General features: G+C 45.5%; 17 protein-coding genes and 1 pseudogene. All 18 read right to left on the bottom strand.

All coding sequences use genetic code 11. From position 1 onward, the window contains the following. Positions 1 to 75: 75 nt before the first annotated feature. Positions 76 to 1,125 (bottom strand): DUF871 domain-containing protein, encoded by a 1,050-nt coding sequence (locus tag VQ00_RS10505; protein WP_046180089.1) that lies wholly within the window; start codon positions 1,123 to 1,125, stop codon positions 76 to 78. 52 nt (positions 1,126 to 1,177) lie between these two features. Beyond that, positions 1,178 to 2,524 carry a PTS transporter subunit EIIC gene (locus VQ00_RS10500; protein ID WP_046180088.1) on the bottom strand — a complete coding sequence of 449 codons (1,347 nt, stop codon included), beginning with the start codon at positions 2,522 to 2,524 and terminating at the stop codon, positions 1,178 to 1,180. A gap of 16 nt (positions 2,525 to 2,540) precedes the next feature. Further along, on the bottom strand, positions 2,541 to 3,434 hold the full coding sequence (gene murQ / locus VQ00_RS10495; RefSeq protein ID WP_046180087.1) for an N-acetylmuramic acid 6-phosphate etherase: 894 nt from the start codon (positions 3,432 to 3,434) through the stop codon (positions 2,541 to 2,543). 186 nt (positions 3,435 to 3,620) lie between these two features. After that, entirely contained in the window at positions 3,621 to 4,475 is an 855-nt protein-coding gene (locus tag VQ00_RS10490) for a MurR/RpiR family transcriptional regulator (protein WP_046180086.1), read from the bottom strand. A gap of 178 nt (positions 4,476 to 4,653) precedes the next feature. After that, entirely contained in the window at positions 4,654 to 5,685 is a 1,032-nt protein-coding gene (locus tag VQ00_RS10485) for a zinc-binding dehydrogenase (RefSeq protein ID WP_046180085.1), read from the bottom strand. A 3-nt stretch (positions 5,686 to 5,688) separates the two neighbouring features. Then, positions 5,689 to 6,738, bottom strand: a complete 1,050-nt coding sequence (locus VQ00_RS10480) for a galactitol-1-phosphate 5-dehydrogenase (RefSeq protein ID WP_046180084.1) — start codon at positions 6,736 to 6,738, stop codon at positions 5,689 to 5,691. A gap of 62 nt (positions 6,739 to 6,800) precedes the next feature. Continuing rightward, a complete protein-coding gene (locus VQ00_RS10475; RefSeq protein WP_046180083.1) occupies positions 6,801 to 8,072 on the bottom strand; it encodes a PTS galactitol transporter subunit IIC in 1,272 nt (423 codons plus the stop codon). Positions 8,073 to 8,106: 34 nt separating this feature from the next. After that, positions 8,107 to 8,388 carry a PTS sugar transporter subunit IIB gene (locus VQ00_RS10470; RefSeq protein ID WP_046180082.1) on the bottom strand — a complete coding sequence of 94 codons (282 nt, stop codon included), beginning with the start codon at positions 8,386 to 8,388 and terminating at the stop codon, positions 8,107 to 8,109. A gap of 15 nt (positions 8,389 to 8,403) precedes the next feature. Beyond that, positions 8,404 to 8,871 (bottom strand): PTS sugar transporter subunit IIA, encoded by a 468-nt coding sequence (locus tag VQ00_RS10465; protein WP_046180081.1) that lies wholly within the window; start codon positions 8,869 to 8,871, stop codon positions 8,404 to 8,406. A gap of 18 nt (positions 8,872 to 8,889) precedes the next feature. Continuing rightward, positions 8,890 to 10,944: a BglG family transcription antiterminator gene (locus VQ00_RS10460; protein ID WP_046180080.1), complete on the bottom strand. Its 2,055-nt coding sequence runs from the start codon at positions 10,942 to 10,944 to the stop codon at positions 8,890 to 8,892. Between the two features lie 242 nt (positions 10,945 to 11,186). Then, positions 11,187 to 11,699 carry a DUF3231 family protein gene (locus tag VQ00_RS10455; RefSeq protein WP_046180079.1) on the bottom strand — a complete coding sequence of 171 codons (513 nt, stop codon included), beginning with the start codon at positions 11,697 to 11,699 and terminating at the stop codon, positions 11,187 to 11,189. Positions 11,700 to 11,798: 99 nt separating this feature from the next. Further along, a pseudogene (locus tag VQ00_RS19160) lies at positions 11,799 to 11,969 on the bottom strand (altronate dehydratase); the annotation flags it as partial. 7 nt (positions 11,970 to 11,976) lie between these two features. Continuing rightward, complete coding sequence (locus tag VQ00_RS10450; RefSeq protein WP_046180078.1) at positions 11,977 to 12,936, bottom strand: 2-hydroxyacid dehydrogenase; 960 nt, start codon at positions 12,934 to 12,936, stop codon at positions 11,977 to 11,979. A 5-nt stretch (positions 12,937 to 12,941) separates the two neighbouring features. Continuing rightward, positions 12,942 to 13,109 (bottom strand): hypothetical protein, encoded by a 168-nt coding sequence (locus VQ00_RS10445; protein ID WP_156154041.1) that lies wholly within the window; start codon positions 13,107 to 13,109, stop codon positions 12,942 to 12,944. Between the two features lie 387 nt (positions 13,110 to 13,496). After that, complete coding sequence (locus VQ00_RS10440) at positions 13,497 to 14,345, bottom strand: sugar phosphate isomerase/epimerase family protein (RefSeq protein ID WP_046180076.1); 849 nt, start codon at positions 14,343 to 14,345, stop codon at positions 13,497 to 13,499. 19 nt (positions 14,346 to 14,364) lie between these two features. After that, positions 14,365 to 16,110 carry a thiamine pyrophosphate-binding protein gene (locus tag VQ00_RS10435; protein WP_046180075.1) on the bottom strand — a complete coding sequence of 582 codons (1,746 nt, stop codon included), beginning with the start codon at positions 16,108 to 16,110 and terminating at the stop codon, positions 14,365 to 14,367. Further along, on the bottom strand, positions 16,107 to 17,156 hold the full coding sequence (locus VQ00_RS10430) for a zinc-dependent alcohol dehydrogenase (RefSeq protein WP_342667009.1): 1,050 nt from the start codon (positions 17,154 to 17,156) through the stop codon (positions 16,107 to 16,109). The genes VQ00_RS10435 and VQ00_RS10430 overlap by 4 nt, the downstream gene beginning before the upstream one ends. 4 nt (positions 17,157 to 17,160) lie before the next feature. Beyond that, complete coding sequence (locus VQ00_RS10425; RefSeq protein WP_046180073.1) at positions 17,161 to 18,597, bottom strand: aldehyde dehydrogenase family protein; 1,437 nt, start codon at positions 18,595 to 18,597, stop codon at positions 17,161 to 17,163. Positions 18,598 to 18,660: the final 63 nt, after the last annotated feature.

Genomic DNA, 18,660 nt, shown 5'->3' with positions numbered 1-18,660 from the left:
TAAAAAAACTCCTTTATCGTTAAAATTAGACACTATCCTTATTATAAAATAAAGCGCACTCAAATACTACTATAGTTATACATCCCAATCAATCAAAAAGGATTGGCGCGGTCCGACATATGTTAAAAGCGGCAAATCTTCTTCTGTCACGCGGCCGATTACGTTTACTTTTTCATCCGCCGGCAAGTCACGAAGTGTAATTTGCAGTTCACCCGCATAGCGCAAATAGTGCTGATTATCGACAGTTACAGTTCCCTTTTTCCGAGCTATAGTATGAAAGGGTTCTGGCGGCGCACCGCTCATTCGACGCGATTCACTGGAACGAATGCAGTCACGCGCCGGGTCCGGCCGGTTTGTCTGCACATTCCTATAATGAGATATATCCGTATAAGCAGCCGCCCGTAACGGGATACATCCTTCGTTGTAAAAAGAAAACTGTCTTAGTCCTTCGTTTGACAGGTGTGGATCCCCAACGAAGACTTTTTGCACATGAAGGTGATTCGTTAATTCAAGCGCACATACAAATGGCGATGCTTGCCGATGCTTTTCCAATGTAGGCAGCCCGTCGAAAAGAGGTCCCCGTTTTCGGCTGTCTCCCGGCACAAACGCCATAACCGTTAAGCCGAGAGAACGAAGCCACTCGTTTTTTGCTTTCATATAATCTATTCCGAGCCCCGTTTCCGGACGGGGATAAAAATTATGCCAGGCCTCCACATTCGAAACGTTTATTCCATGTTGAATGAGTTCATCCCATTCTTCCTGACGCAATGTACTGGCGTTGAGGGCCACCTTCATGATGTGGGATAAACGAGCAATCTGATCAGGCGCAATCCCGTCATCCATTCTCAGACCCGTCACCCCCCATTCGATCAGTTCTTCTGCCCGTTCAAATGAAGAGCCGATCACATGTAAAGAAGACGAAGAAACATCTGCCACCAGTGCCAGGCCAAGCTTTTCAGACATGCGGGCTAATGACTGAAAGCGGCTGCGCAGCCTAGACGCATCGTCTTCCGGAATATGCAGCGAGGTAAACACAGATTGAAACCCATTCCGTTTAGCCTTTTCCAAATAATCCTGCTCTTCTTTCCCTATCTCTTTGTTTAAGTAAACGGAAACACCAAACATACCATCCACCTCCATGCAAAAAACCGCAGAAACACACTATCCACGGTTTGATTCAATCTATATTATCAGCCATCTCTTCTGTAAAGCCAAATAAATAGGTAAACAAAAAGCCGGCCGCATATGCCATAAGCAAACCGATTAAATATAAAATATATTTATTATCTGCAATGAGGGGCATTAACGAAAGACCAGAAACGCCAATTCCGGATGAGGCCGTCCGAACAAGTGCCTGATAAGCACCTCCGACCGCACCGCCCATACAAGCTGTCATGAACGGCCGTCCAAGCGGAAGGGTTACTCCATATAGAAGCGGCTCACCGATACCAAGAAACCCGACCGGCAGCGCCCCTCTAATAATTGTACGAAGGCGCTCATTACGCGTTTTTATATACACCGCTAAAGCGGCACCGACTTGTCCGGCGCCTGCCATCGCCAAAATCGGCAGAAGCGGTGTATGGCCCAGCGTATGAATCAGCTCCATATGAATCGGTGTCAGGCCATGATGAAGCCCTACCAAAATGACCGGCAGGAAAAAGCCTGACAGCAGACCTCCGGCGACAAAGCCGCCAACTTCCAAAACAGATCCGATCATGCCTGTAACGAAGCCGGATAAAACCCCGGCGGCCGGCTGGATCAAAAACAATGTCAGCATCCCTACAAGCAGCACCGTTAAAAGCGGCGTGAATAAAATATCGACAGCGGAAGGGATAACTTTTCGAATGGAATGCTCTACGACCACCATCAACCAGGCAGCCAGCATAATGCCAAAAAAGCCTCCCTGTCCCGGAACGAGCGCTTTACCGAAAATCGTTAAGTCCGCCAAAGCCGGATTGATAATGAGCATTCCCGCAATGGCACCCAGTACTGGCGTTCCCCTAAACTCTTTTGCTGTATTCCATCCGACCAGCACACCAAGATATGTAAAAATGCCGCTGCCGATAAACAGCAGCAGCTTCATCCAAAGCGTTTCCGGATCGACACCCGCATTTTTCGCAAAGTTAGCTATTCCTGTCAAAATACCCGAGGCCACAACGCCTGGAATAAGCGGGATATAAATGTTTCCAATTTTTCTAAGCAGGCGTTTGATAGGTGTATCATTTTTTAAGCGGGTTGCCGCTTGCCTGTCTCCCGCGTTGACACTCATTTCCCCACCGCCGGCTAATCCTGTTAATTCCGTCGCTACTTTATTTACCTGGCCTGGCCCAATGATAATATGAAGGGTTTCATCTTCGTGAATCCCCATTACGCCAGGGACTTCTTTTATTTTTTCAGTGTCCGCTTTATTCCAATCGCGCAAATCAAGACGGAGCCTTGTCATGCAATGAGTAACGAGGCGAATGTTTTCTTTTCCACCGGCATGTTTTAAGATGCTGATTGCCATTTGCTTTTCTTTAATCATGCCGATTCACTCCACCTTAATATAATGCGCTTCTTACAACACCACTCGACTTTGCCAGCCTTTTTTCCGCTGTCGGCAGGTCACATTTCAATAACGCCATCACAATCGCTTTTTTTACATGACCGTTTGCTTTTTTATAATACTGTTCTGCCAATAATAGATCAATCTCCGCCGCTTCGGCAATAATTCTTTTTGAACGCTCAATTAATTTTTCATTGGTCGGCTGCACATCGACCATTAAATTTTTGTACACTTTGCCAATACCAATCATTGCCGCAGTGGAAATCATATTTAACATCATCTTTTGCGCCGTGCCTGCTTTTAAGCGCGTCGATCCCGTCAATACTTCTGGTCCAACGTCCACTTCAATGGATAAATCCGCAAAGCGGCTCATTACTGCCCGCTTGTTGCACGAAATACTCGCCGTCATAGCACCATGTTTTTTCGCGTATTTTAATCCGCTGATTACATACGGCGTCCGGCCGCTTGCCGAAATGCCAATAATCATATCCCGCGGGCCAATCTGCAGCTGACTTAAATCCACTTTTGCAAGCAATTCATTGTCTTCCGCGCCTTCCACAGCAGATTGAATCGCTTTTTGGCCGCCGGCAATGACACATCTTACCATACCCGGCGGCGTGCCGAATGTCGGAATGCATTCCGCTGCATCTAACACACCGAGACGCCCGCTCGTTCCGGCCCCAATGTAAATAAGCCGTCCCTTTTGCCGGAATGCGTTTACCGCCGCAATGACAACTTTACGAATCACCGGGAGCTCCTGTTTAACCGCCTGAGCTACTTTCGAATCTTCCGCGTTCATAACGGATAAAAATTCATCGATCGACATATTATCCAGATGCATCGTCGCACCATTTCTTGATTCTGTTGTTAAGTTGCTTATATTCAGCATCTTCTTCACTCTTTCCTATTGAAACGTTTAATTTGGGCCCGCACGACGCAGGCACAAAGGCGTTACGACAGGAAGTCGCGAAATTAGCCTTTGATTCTTTAATTATACGCCAGTGAAATAAAAATACAATTTTTTTATTGAATTTAATGAAATAAAATTTCTTTATTATTCTAAAAAACAGCCCGATTATCTTTTCAATCGGGCTGCTGCTTCACTCGCTTTTTTATAGGGCTCTTCCACAGAGGAACCAATCCGGTGGAACGTTCCTACATAAAGAGCATCAATCATATTCATTTGAACCATTTTTGATGCAATGCTGCCGATGCGGTTTTCATGCTCAACCATCGGTGTGCCAAGTACAATGTCCGCCTCTTTATAAAGCGGTGATTTGCCGACGTTTGTAATCGCCATTACCGTCGCCTCTCTCGTTTTTGCAAAGCGGGCAAGCTCCAGGACGTCTTTTGTTTTGCCGGATGTACTAATGGCAATAAAGACGTCTCCTTTTTTCAAGTGAGAAGCGATGGAGAGCATAAAGTGGAAATCAAGCGTCATCATCGCATGGAAGCCAAGCTTTGCAAACTTGTAATGCCCGTCAACCGCTGCCGCTGCCGAACCGCCCACTCCGTAAAATAAAATCGTGTTCGCTTCAAGCAGCGCTTCAATCGCTTTATTCAATTCACGCTTATCAAGCGCCGAGACAGCTGCTTCAAGCGCTCCGCGGTTCACATGGGTTACTTTATTAAATAATTCATATGGCGAATCCCTTGACTGAAGCAGCGAAAAATCATTCACGCTGATCGAGGTGTTTGACAGCTCTTTCACAAGCGTCAATTTAAATGATTTATAGCTCCCGATGCCGATCGTTTTGCAAAAGCGAATCACAGTTGCTTCACTGACACCTGCTTTTCCCGACAAATCTTTTGTTGTCATCGTTGGAATCAGATGAGCATTGTCCAAAATAAAGGCTGCCACTTTTTGTTCCGCCCCGCTCATTTTATCGCTTTGCCGGTCTATTTTTTTCAGAATCGATGTCTCGCTCATACCCTGTCCTCCTGAATCTGTCCTTTATATCTTATCGGACAGGCTCAAAAAGCGTCAATCATCGATATGACAGTTACTTGAAAGTTCAGCAAAAAGCAGGACTGCTTTCGTCACAGTCCTGTCTTTATTTTTTACTTTTTTATAAAATAATGGAATTAATTGAGTAAAACAAGGTTGATTACGACTTAACGATCACCTTAATTTGATCCCCGGCGCGAACGGCTTCAAATCCGTCCCTCCATTGCTCAAGCGGTACAACCTTCGTGACCATTTTGTCGACATCAATCTTTCCATCTGCTAAAAGCTTCAAAGCAAGCGGCCAGGAGCTTGGCTTTTGGGAGCGGGTGCCCACATACGTGATTTCCCGCTGAATGATGGATTCTTGATCAAGCGGGTTCATTTTATCCGCAAAAATGCCAACCTGTACAAAGGTGCCTTTCTTTTTCACAAGTGGCAACCCTTGATTTAATGCAGGAACGGCACCAGAGCATTCAAATAATTTATCGACCCCGTACCCATCGGTATGTTTCATCACAACTTCTTCAAGATTTTCCTTTTGAACGTCTACCACGACATCTATACCAAGCGATTTTGCGAGCTCGAGACGTTTGTGATCTTTCGTAATCCCCGCCAAAATGACAAACGCTCCTTGCGCTTTAATCACCTGACATTGCAACAATCCGATTGGTCCTGGTCCGAAAACAAGCACTTTGTCGCTTGATTGGATCGTTGTTTTTTCCAGCGCCGCATGTACACAGCACGCAAGCGGCTCTGTCAATGATGCTGCTTTAAAGCTAACATTCTCCGGAAGCTTATGTAAACTTTCTTCACGGGAAATGACATATTCCGCAAAGCTTCCGTTTACTTGGGTCCCGATTCCCTTGCGATTGCTGCACAAATTGTAATCCTTCTCACGGCAGTACTCACATTCTCCACATGTTTCAAAGGTCGTTTCACTTGTTACCCGATCGCCAATCTTCACTTTGGTTACACGTTCACCAACTTCGACAACCGTTCCGGAAAATTCGTGGCCGAGCACAACCGGTGTTTTCGAATTGGGGTACTGTCCTGAAAAGGTGTGCATATCTGTTCCACAAATTCCTGTATAAACCACTTTAATCTTAACAAGATCCCCTGCTGCCTTCGGCTCTTCAATCTGCTCAAGCTCCATGTTGTCATAGCCGGGTGCTTTTTTCATAACTGCTTTCATTGATTAGGACTCCTCTCCATTGGGCAGGATTAATACTTTTCCATATGTTTCTTCTCGGTTAATCATCATATTAAAAGCTTTTTGTGTCTCTTGAAGCGGAAAACGGTGCGAAATCATTTCTTTCAGCTGAATGCGCCCATTTAAAATGTAATCGACGCTTTTTGTCCATTCTTCGCCTGGAAAAGGAGCGGAATACGAATTCCAAAACCCCATCAACTTCAATTCTTTGCGGAAAATATTTTCAAATGCCCGCTGGGACAAAAGCACATCCTGATACGCAATGCCAAGATAGCCGATTTTGCCTTTTTTCTTCGTCACTAAAAGACACTGCTCCTGCGTAATTTTAGAGCCGGCGCATTCCATCGCAATATCAGCGCCGCTTCTGTTTGTAAATTCAGCGATTTTCTCCTCCAGATTGTCTTGAAGCGGATTAATCACATATTCACATCCAAATCGCTTCGCTTCTGCCAGCTTTTCATCAGAAATATCGATTGCAATGATTTTCGTTCCTGCGATTTTCAACCATTGAATAACAAGAAGGCCGATCGTTCCGGTGCCAAACACAGCCACTGTGTCACCGAGGCGCGGTTCAATATTTAATACACCATGTAAGGCGACGGCCAGCGGCTCGATCATTGCCGCTTCCTCAAAGTCCATATCGCCAATCGGCAAAATGTTCGATACCGGCACATTCACGTACTCCGCAAAACCGCCGAATGATTTCGAGCCAATCATGCCGTGGTCTTCACATAAAGAGTAATCCCCACGTTCGCAATGTTCACATTGATAACAAGGGACAAATGGAATGACCGTTACCCGGTCGCCAAGCTCAACATTCGTCACGCCGGCCCCTTTTTCTATGACCCAGCCTGAAAACTCATGACCCATAATGGCAGGCAGTGGATACTTCCATTCACTCATCATCTTATGTGTATCTGATCCGCAGATGCCTGCTGCCATGACCTTCACTTTTACTTCCTGTTCTCCACAAGGATTGATTGGCACTTCTTCGTAAACAAACTGATTTTTCGCATGCAGTACGGCTGCTTTCATCGCGTGGCCTCCTTGCTAAAAAGTCACCTGACAGGCATAAGCGCTGTCAGGTGTCAGTTAAATTAAAAAATAGCTGCCCATAGCTGTGAAAATTTCAAAATAAGCCAGTTAAACAAGTTTCCACCCATATCAAGGCTTGAAATTAATGTTGCGCCTTCAGGCATCGTGAACTGTGCACCTTCCATCAGCTGTGTATGAACAACGGCGAAATCGGTCGCCATATAAAGCGAGAATGCAATCATAACGGTACCTGCCAAAACAGAGTGAACGATGTTTCCACGCAGGAAGCCAACAACAAAGGCAACATAAAATGGTATTGTCGCCAAATCACCAAACGGTAAAACCCTGTTTCCCGGTAGGATTACTGCAAGTAAAAGCGTGATAGGGACTAGAATGAGTGCTGTCGATAATACTGCCGGATGTCCAACAGCAAGCGCCGCATCCAACCCGATATAAAGTTCCCGGTCGCCATAACGTTTTTGAAGGAAATCCCGGGCAGCTTCCGAGATTGGAATAAGCCCTTCCATCAATATTTTCACCATGCGCGGCAATAGAAGCATCACTGCGCCAAGTGAAATCCCGGTCTGGAAAATCGCGCCCGGATTGTACCCTGCTAACAGCCCAATAACACAGCCGAGAATAAGCCCCATCATCATCGGTTCCCCAAAGATGCCAAAACGTTTTTGGATCGATTCCGGGTCAGCATGCAAGTTTTTAATGCCTGGAATTTTTGATATAACCATTCCAACAAGAATACCAATTGGCGCAAATGCCGCCGTTGAGCCAGTTGGCAATGAAATACCTTCAAGCCCGTAAAACTTGGCTACCATTGGCGCGGTTTTATCCGCTACGTACAAAACAACAACCTGATACAAAATCGTACAAAGAATTGCAAACCACCAGCTGCCTGTGACGATATAGCCAGTCGCTCCGGCTGCGATAAAATGCCAGTAGTTCCAAATATCAATATCTAACGTTTTCGTCAATTTAAGTAAAATCAACCCGATGTTTACAGCCAAACAGATTGGAATCAAAACGGCTGCTACCGGTGAAGCGAATGACAGTGCTGCTGCAGACGGCCAGCCGGTATCGATGATTGTCAAGTTCAAGCCGAACCGCTCAACCATTTGCTGCGCGGCCGGGCCCAGGTTCGTAATCAGCAAGTTGATGACCAAGTTAATGCCAACAAAACCGATTCCGATAATGATGCCGGACTTAAATGACTTCTTGAAGCCCAGACCAAACAGCATGCCGATAATTAAGATCGCAATCGGCAAAATAACCGTTGGCCCTAAATCCAAAATGGACTGTACAAACCCAAATACGTTATCCATGATCAATCCCCCTGTCTTCTCTTCTTACTTACGGTCAGTTTTTTAAATGATCAAGAATTTTTTGATCGAGCTTGTCCATGCCAATGCCTGTAATATAGGCCGTCGCAATTTCAGCTGGAATTTGATAAGTAGTCGGCAAAATTGTTGTTGATACAATTAAGTCCGCACCATCTTGACGAGATGCCACTTCTGAAATTTTGCACTGTACGACTTCTGCCTGAATACCGTTATCTTTCAATAAATTTTCCACGCGATTACAAACGACAGTTGATGTTGCGATACCTGCTCCACATGCGACTAATATTGTTTTTTTCATAATAAATTCTCTCCTTTATGCTGTTTCCAGCTTATTAAATAATTGATGGATCTCTTTGCAATTTTTCGCTGCTAAAATCTTTTCATACGTTTCTTCATCCTGGACAATTTGCATGATTTTCTGCAAAATAGCCAGCTGGCTGTGTGGTTCATTTAAGCCGAGCATCAAAATCACTTTCACTTCAACTTCTTTTGATTTATCATCCATAAGCTGAAATAAAACAGGTTCTTTTAAGGTGATCACACCGATAAACTGTTCAAATACACATTCTGGATCGGTATGCGGAATCGCAATGCTGTACTTGTCCAAATTCAAGCCAGTCGGAAACGTTTCTTCCCGCTCTTTAATTTTCGGCAAAAACGATTCACTTACATATCCGCGCTTGAATGCTTCTTCATACATTAAATCGAACACATCATACCGGCTGTCGCAGGACACATCCAGCTTGATTAATTCGTCTTTCAAAAACTGCGCCAATGGCAAGATAACCACTTCCTTTCATTATGGCTGGGTATGATGCTTCAACACTTCGTGGATAGCTTGTGCGCTGTCCATTTGCGTCATTTCATGTATTACGTCTTTTTTATCTGCCAGCTTCATCAGTTGAAGCAATGCGTTTAAATGCTGGCTTTTATCCACCGCGGCAATCACGACAACAAAATGGACGATATGATTTTTGTCGAATGAAAGGCCTTTTTTTAATTTCAGCAGGCTCATCCCAACCCTTTGCACGCCATGTTCAGGCGCCGCATGTGGAATTGCGACATTCATTCGAAGCAAAATGTGCGGGGAAATAGATGGATATTGCTGCTTCATCGTCTTAATATAATCCGCCGTAATGAATCCACCCTCCAGCAGTGGCTGTGAAGCTCGTTCGATCGCTTCATGCCAACTGCCTGCTTCCTCTTCCATCACGATCATATCCGGATGGATAAAATCAGGCAGCCCATAATCTGCTTTCACTTTTGTTTCCTGTTGATTTGGCTGTGTAAAATAGGATTCCAGTGATCGTTCCAGCTGCTTTGGATCTTTAATATCTGCATATTTGGCGATCGTGTTCATTAACTGGTCCACATTGATCACCGGCATCTGGAGGCTGAACACCTCCTTCATGACCCGCTGCCGGAGCGTCATTTTCTCAAGCTCGGAAATAAAGTGATGAACAATAAACAACTGCTTATTGGTTTGAAGCGGTACGGGAGAAAAAACAAGGTCGAAGCCATCATCCATTTGCTGAAATTCCCGAATTGACAGCGCGCGATGGAAGTAAAATTCTGGGAACAATTCTCTTAGTGTATTGTCCATTAAGTTCGAAATGGACACACCGTTCGGACAAACAACAACCGCTTTCTTTTTTAACGGAATCGTTTCACCACTGTTAATTAAGTGCCCCCCGATAAAAACGGTCACAAACATTATTTCACTTTCAGGTATTTCACAGCCGATGTATTCTTCAAGCGGCTTGATTGAATCTTTAACAATATAGTGAATCGCTTCAAACTCTTCACTTACTTTTTCAATCATGAAATAATTTGTAGTTAAATGATATTTGATCCGGTAATAAGCAGGCTTCATATGAAGAAACAGCTTTTCCAAAAGCCTGCTTTTATCTTTGAGCGTGATGCACGCCTGTCGTTCAAATAAGCTTAAGCTCTCTGCCAGTGCTTCTTTTAAGTGCGGAATTTCATGGTCTGTCAATAATTGAGAAGTCAGCACGTTAGATGTCAGCAGCTGCAAGGCGAAAAACAATCGTTCTTCTTTGGAGAGCTCTTCCAGTTCATCTTTAATTAACAATTCCGCTGCTTCATATTCTTTTGTATCCGAAAGGGCTTCATAATCAATGTGATGAGAACCATCGATCGTATGGCCGTTTTTCACCCGTTTCAGTAAAATGGCGATGATATATGGAAGGATCCGCATCCGCTCGTCACTAAATTGAAGCTGAAGCCGTTCTTCCACATCCTCTATTTGCTTTTGAAGCTTTTGCACATCTTCTTCAGCAATACCGCCAAATTGATAAATATATGATTCGCCCTTGTAGATATCGAATATTTTCCGAAGTGCATCAACAAGCAAGCGCCTTTTATCCCATTCTCTTCCCGAGACAACATAACCATTGAGACGTGAATAGACGATTTCTAAATCATACCGGCCCACAATTTCCTGTACGTGCTTCATATCGCGGAGAATTGTATTTTTGCTGACATCCAGCCCGATGGAAAAGTGGATAAGCGATAATTCTTCGCTTGAGCCGAGAATCATTAAAATGATCACATATGTCCGCTCTTTTTCAGAAAGAATGTAAGTAGACTGCGTTTGCGCAGCTGGTCTTTTCACCAGCAGTTCCATTAAAATCGGGCTTAATAAAAACTTTCCGCTTTTTGTCCGTTTAATAGCTGGATAACTATTTTGTTCGAGCCAGTCGTTTATTTTCGTAAAGCTATAGCCGATTTGCCGGCGCGATAATGCGTATTTATCTTCAAGCTCTGCATTTGATATTTCTGGATTTCCTAGTACATCCTCTAGTATTTGATTGCTCCTTTCATCCAGGTACATGATGTCATCTCCCTTCGCTGAACCTAATTCTATCACTTGAAACAATCATTTTGTTTGCGCTTTCATCCTCATTTTGCGCTGATTCATTGTACAACATGATGATGAATAAGAAAAAGCCTCGGCAATCAGTTTTTAAACTGACAACCGAGGCAAAAAATGAATCATTTATAAGATATTTTTAAATTGTTTCATTTTTTATAAAAAGACTGCCGCATTATTACATTGCGACAGCTTTACCTTATTTACTTCGCTTCCCCTGGTTCACGATGCAGCGGCGGCGGCACAAGCCAGCCTTTTTCTTTGTTAAGTTTTAGGATTCCACCGCCATATTTTGCTTTTTCTCCATGAAAACGAGCATACAGCGAAGCAACGTCTTCACGGATGCATTGCGCCATCGCTTGGCTGCATGCTGCCACTCCCACGATAACGTCCCGGGAGAGCGTTGCCGCAATTTCCGGATCGGTAAAGCGCGCTCCATCAGGAATGTCATTAAGATCTGCCTTCGGACGATCTGGCGGGGCTGGCGGCAAAGCAATTCCATTTGCTTTTAACACTTCGTCATATGCCATCGCTTCTTCTTTTGAAAGTCTGATTCCTTGTTCAACCAGCTTTTTCAAGTCACCGTCTCCCGTATGGTTCAGCAATGTGCTGTAACCAGCCGCCATCCCTTTCGCTGAAAGCGATCCTACCCATAATGTATACACTTCGCCATAATGAAGAGGTTCATCTTTTGGATTCCCGCTTAGTATACCCATATTATCCCTCCATCAGAAATTAAATTTGTGCGCATGCACCTGAATAGTATTTTCTGATGAAGGATGGAATATGTAGCTTTCTTTTTAAAGCGTGCGGTCACCATTTTTTTGCGTGCAGTCGAGCGACTTGTCTTCAAGCGTCGTAATACCACCCTCTCTATTTCTAGGTCAGGGGTTTTCACACACTGGCTGGTTGTGATCCATGAAATATTGTTTAAATTCGTTAATAAGCTGAACAACTTTACGGAAAACCTCTTCATTTTCGGCACGCCCCGTTTTAAAAAATCGGTGTCTTCAATTTTCCGCCCGCGACACCAGCAACAACATTTTCCGCTGCAAGCATCGCCATTTTTTTGCGTGTTTCTTCTGTCGCAGATCCGATATGGGGAAGCGTCACAACGTTCGGCATTGAAAGAAGCGGATTGTCCCGCTCAACCGGCTCCTGCTCAAATACATCCAGCCCGGCCCCTAAAATTTGCTTTGTTTGCAGCGCCTCAATTAATGCAGGTTCGTCCACAACCGCTCCACGTGAAGCGTTGATAAATATAGCTGTTTTTTTCATTTGGGCAAATTCATTTTTGCCGATCATTCCTTTTGTCTGCGGTGTGAGCGGGGTCATCACACAAACGAAATCCGACTGTTCAAGCAGCTCCTCCACCTGACAATATACAGCGTCATATGTACTCTCCGCTTGTTCGTTTCGCGAACGGTTATGATACAAGATAGTCATGTCAAAGCCAAAATGCGCTCGTTTGGCAAGTCTTGAGCCGATGCCGCCCATCCCAATAATGCCTAGTTTTTTATGGTGAACGTCCACGCCAAATTGATGATCTTTAAAGCCACTCTCTGTCCAGCCGCCTGTTTTCACAAATTGATCCAGTTCCGGCACACGGCGTGCGGCTGCCAGCATCAGTGCCACGATGGCATCGGCAACTGTGTCGTCTAGTACACCCGGTGTATTCGTCGCTCTGATGCCGCTTTTTTTCAAAAGCGAAATATCCAAGTTGTCATATCCGACCGATTTGTTCGCAATCACTTTTAAATTTGGCGCCTGATCCAACAATGCTTCGTCCACCTTTAAACCCGAACCAATCAAGCCATCAGCCCCTTTTAGTGCTTCCAAAAATTCCGGCATCTTTTCTTTATATCCCGGGAAATAATGAACGTCACATGATGCCTGGATATATTCAAGTGCTTCTTCGTACAAACGATTGTAGACGACAACAACTGGTTTCATTCGCTTCATCCCTCCAACTTCACTTTTCGCAATTCATCCATAAATGCCGGCTTGCGTGAATATGAATATCGCAACTCCATCATTACTTCTTCTGCTGGTTGACGATTACAGCTTGAAGAAAAATGTTCAATGAGATTTGCTTCAATCCGGTATTGATTCCGGGTTGAAGCCATTTCGGCCCTGCCTGTAATATACTGGCGATACAGCGCCTTCGTCTCCTCTGAATACTTCTCATACAAATACACAGCGTAGTCTTTAATGTACTCGGGCTCCCTTTTATAATAATAAAGTACCTCTCCAAATTGTTCTTATTAAATCATCTTTTGTAAATGCAAGTATCAGAAAAAGATTGTTCAAATGAAGCTAAATTCATGAAAATACTCCTTTCCGTGCTTTATTAATTAGTGTAGCATGATATATTTGGGCTCACACGAAAAAAAGAGAAGGCGGCATAATTCACTTAATACCAAAAAGCTATTATAGGAGATCATCTCTGTTTTAAATAAAGAAAAGCATCCCAAAAGTCAGCAATACAGACTTTCAGGATGCCTCTGTTTTTTTTAATCAATTTTGCGAATTTCTTCTGTCTGCCGGTCAACAGTGTGCGTGTTTAAATATCGTTTTGCTGACACAAGACACTGCCTTGCAAATTCTTCGTATCCGAGTTCTTTTAACCGTTTCGCGTGCGGCAATTCAATGGAATAGGGCACTTGCGGAATGCGACTGAGGATCGAGGCAACATCAATACCGCCTTCACCAACGTATGACCGTTCTTCCCGCAGAATGCGTGTCATTTCTTCTGTTGACTCCGGAATGGCGACCGGCGCATCACATAAGTGGACATACCGGAACCATTCACGCGGCAGCGAGTCGAGGTCTTCCACTTTTTCCCTGGATCGTTGAAAATGGTGAACATCAATCATCAGCCCCGCGTTTTTTTTATTGACCGCAGTCAATATATCGACTGCACCTGCCAGCGTCGAAACACCGGCAATCGGCACAAATTCTAAATCAATCGTCAGGCCGAATGGCTTTGCCAATTCACAAAGCTCCGCAAAACGCTCCATCGCAAGAGAACGATCCTTCGTCCAAACGCTGCTGAGCACATGACGGCCGCCAAGCTCCGCTGCCACTTCCATCGCCGGCTGATAGCTTTTCGGGTCAATGTCCTCACAAATGCGGGCAAGCTCAATATCCAGCAGTTTCATTCCCGTATCGGCCATTGCCTTTTTCGTTTCGCACAGAAGCGTCCTGCTCTCTGTCAATGAAACATCGTGCTCGCCCGGCACCCCCATATGAATCGGACGCAGACTGATAAAATCATATCCTGTTTTAGCCGCAATATAGGTCATTTCAGGCGGCGGGCAGCCAAGAACGGTCAAATACGCGAGTGAAAACTGATTGGTCATCTGTTTGCTCCCCCATTCATTAGTTCGTTGAGACGTGGTGGACGGTTTTTCCTGGCGAATAAATATCCATGATGTTCCAGTGTCCCGCAGTCGGCACCGGATTGTTGAGCATAGCAACATCAATGACGACCGGCTTATTCGCTCCAATCGCCGCTTCCAAAGCCGGCTTAAATTCTTCTGCTTTTTCAATTTTCACGCCTTCTACTCCATACGCGCGGGCAATGGCTGCGAAATCCGGTGATTTTTCAAACAACGTGCCGAGCGTCGTGCCATAATGGGCTTTTTGCAGGCCGGCAATTGTGCCGAATGCAGAGTTGTTCATGATGATCCAGATTACCGGAATATTTTCTTCCGCTGCTGTTGCCAGAAGCGCCGGGTTTTGCCCGAAGCCTCCGTCACCGACAAGGGATACAACGACGCGGTCCGGATGGGCGAGCTTTGCGCCAAGTGCTGCAGGGGCGCCGAAGCCCATTGTCGCGAAGCCGCCTGGTGTTAAAATGGTGCCTGGTGTTAAAATGTCAAACTGCTGTCCGACGCCATTTTTGTTCCAGCCGACGTCCGTCGTAATAAACGCGTCACGCGGGAGAACATCACGTACATCCGCTAAAATACGCTGCGGCTGCATCGGAAAGCTGTTGTCTGTCGCATATTTTTGGTTGCTTTCTTTAAATGCTTTTTTCTCTGCTGCAATTTCTGCTTTTAGTTCTTCATTTTGACGTCCTTCCGGCAGAATGCGTTTCGCTACGCGATTCAAGACCATCAAAGCTTGCTTCAAGTCTGCTACTGCGCCAATTTCAACCGGGTAATTACGGCCGATCTCACTCGGTTCAATGTCGATCTGAATCAGTTTTGTCGGTGGGAAGTTAAACGTAAAGTCTTCTTCCCACGAGCTGCTGTCTGCTTCCGCAAAACGGGTGCCGAGGGCAAAAATATAATCGGCTTCCTTACATTTGTCGTTAATGAACTTCGTGCCCCAGAAGCCGGTCATGCCGAGCACGAGCGGATTGTCATCCGCTACGGCGCCCTTGCCCATCAAAGAATGCGCTACCGGGATATCTAAGTGGTTGACGAATTCCGCTAGTTCTTCCGCCGCATCGGCAAGCAAAATGCCGCCGCCCGCGTAAATGACGGGGTTTTGGGCCTCCAGCAATGTGCGAATAATCGTTTCCGCTGTTTCTTCATCAATCGATGGTTTTTGAAGCGACTTCGTATGATGGGTTTGCTTTTCGAATAGCGCCGTATCGATTTCTTTTGAGAAAATGTCCATCGGCACAGAAACAAGAACCGGACCCGGCGTACCCGTTTCTGCCAGCTGGAACGCTTTCTCTAAAATTTCCGGCAAAAGGTGCGGACTGTCTACGCGCCAGGCACGCTTTACGAATGGACGGTAAATTTCATACTGCGCGGCATCTGCATGAAGATTCACTTCCTGGTGCGGGTGCTTCCCGTAATAATGGCTCGGAATATCACCGGCAATAACCACCATCGGAGTACAGTCGAACGCCGCGTTTGCGACACCTGTCGCCGCATTGGTGAGACCCGGTCCCACGTGGCTGAGCACAACAGATGTCTGCTTTTTCGCCCGTGCATAGCCATCTGCCGCATGTGAGGCGACTTGTTCATGACGCACATTCACAAACTTGATCGAGCTTTTTTCAAGCTCTGTTAAGACTGCGATATTTGTATGTCCACAAAGACCGAAGATATGTTCAACGCCACGGTTTTCTAAGTATTTGACTAATTGTCGGGAGATCAATTCTTTCATGGTCGGAAATCCTCCTTGAAGTTCAAAATAATTTTGGCACACTGGCCGGCTGCTGCCTTTTCATAAGCGCGTTCATATTCATGCAGTGGAATAATATCGGCAATGACTGGATCAATCACAAAGTCCGGAAGGCGTAAATAGTCAACACTTTGGACAAAATCAATAGGAAAGTTGTAAATGATGCTGCCATGAATCGATATTTCACTGCGGACAATTTTTAAAATAGGCAGTGTTGCCTCTGCCGTTAAGCCGATTAACACAATGTCGCCACCCGGCTTGACGATATCGACCGCCTGCTCAACTGCCTGCTTGACACCGGCCGCTTCAATGACCACGTCAAATGCTGCATTTTGTGGAACATCAAGTGGTGTATATGTTTGGATATTTCCATAAGCCGAAACATCTGCCAGTTTTGATTCATTAATATCAATCGCTGTAATGGATGCACCGAGATGAGACGCGAGCGCAATCGCCAGCTGGCCTTCTGTTCCGCATCCGATCACGGCGACAGTTGTTTCATTCGTTATGTTCACCCGTTTAAATGCATGAACCACAACAGCGAACGGTTCGATTAAAACAGCCCGTTCATCTGACAATTCATCCGGGACCGGCAAAATGTATTTCGCTGAAATCGTAAATTCTTCCGCAAAGCCGCCATCTGTGTTCACACCAAGTGACTTTTTTGATATACAAAGATTGGTTTTTCTTTTTTGGCATTGCTCACATTCGCCGCAGTAGGAATTGGGCTGAATAACGACGCGTGTTCCAATTGGTACAGCAACATCTTCTCCTTTTTCAATAACCGTTCCGAGCAGTTCATGACCGGGCGTAATTGGATACGCTGCGTGGGCAATTTTCCCTTTATATACGCCAACGTCTGAACCGCAAATGCCGCCATAAATTAACTTTATTTTTACTTCATCCTGTTCAGGCGTCCGGGCGACGGCGTCTTCTTTTAACGACACATCGCCGGGTCCCGCCAAATATAAGCTGCGCATCTTCTTCACCACCACATCTTGATCGAGGTTTTGCTTTAATATACTCATCGTGTCACACCGGAAGCTGAAGCACGATCATTTTGGATTCGGTCATGTCTTCAATCGCAAAACGCGGGCCCTCGCGTCCGATGCCACTGTTTTTCACGCCGCCATATGGCCAGTGATCCAGACGGAAATTAGATGTACCGTTAATAACCACGCCGCCGACTTCCAGTTCGTGTGCCGCTTTGTAGGCAAGGTCAAGCTGATTCGTGAAAATACCCGCCTGCAGGCCAAAGTCGGAATCATTTGCCTGCGCTACCGCATCTTCAAACGTTTCATATGGAATGATGCTGACGATCGGTCCGAATACTTCTTGACAGACGACATTCGCTGATTTCGGCGGATTCAGTAAAATGGTCGGCATGACGTTGGCGCCGTTTTGTTTGCCGCCCGTCACAATTTCAGCCCCTTCTTTTACAGCTAGATCGATCCAATCAATGATCCGGCCGGCTGCTTTTTCATCGACTAGCGTGCCAACATCGGTTGCCGGATCGAGCGGATCGCCGACTTTCAGCTTTTCTACTTCGGTTTTCAATTTCTCTTTAAATTCCGGAACGACATTTTGATGCACGTAAATGCGTTGCACTGAAATGCAGCTTTGACCGGAGTTGCTGAAGCCCGTTCTCGCACACATCGCAGCTGCCCGATCCAAATCGGCATCTTCGTGAACAATCGTCGCCGCGTTGCCGCCAAGCTCAAGCAATACTTTTTTCATCCCTGCAATAGCGCAAATGTTGCGGCTGGCAACAATACCGCCAGTAAACGAAATGACGTTGACCCGTTCATCCTTGACGATGGCCTGGCCGCTTTCAACACCGCCGAGCACCATGTTGACCGCGTTTTTCGGAAATCCTGCTTCAAGCAAAAGTTCCAATAAAGCGGTTGCAATTAATGACGTCTGAGGAGCTGGCTTTAAAATGGTGCTGTTTCCCGCAGCAAAAGCCGGTCCGACTTTATGACAGACGAGGTTCAGCGGTGCGTTAAATGGTGTAATCGCTGCAATCACACCAACCGGAACGCGGAATGTGACAGCAATGGCATTTGTTCCTCGTTCAGACGCGTCACCCGGCATGCTTTGACCGTTCAGCCGTTTTGCTTCTTCTCCCGATAATTCAAGGGTTTCTACTGAACGGGCAACTTCATCCAGTGTGTTTTTCAGCGGCTTGCCAAGCTCCATTGAAATAAGGCGGGCAAATTCTTCTTTTCGTTCTTCCAACAAAACAGACGCTTTTTTCAAAATGCGCGCCCGTTCATGAGCCGGAATCGAAGCAATTTCTTTTTTTGTATTAAAAGCGGCTTGAAGCGCGTTTTCCGTATCCTCCATCGTGGCAATTACCTGGCTGCCGATCACTTCACCAGAGTACGGGCTTTTCATTTGGATCGTTTCACGGTTTCCTTCCAGCCATTCTCCGTTAATAAATGGTTTTGCTTTTTTGAATTCTGACATTCAGATCACCTGCTTTTTATTTATTAGATCGATCTAAAATTCCGCCTTTTAGTAGATCGATCT

This window comes from Domibacillus tundrae, assembly GCF_000970675.1.
Classification (GTDB): domain Bacteria; phylum Bacillota; class Bacilli; order Bacillales; family Domibacillaceae; genus Domibacillus; species Domibacillus tundrae.
The sequence above is the reverse complement of the archived record's forward strand: the minus strand, read 5'-3'. Positions and strand labels throughout refer to the sequence as shown.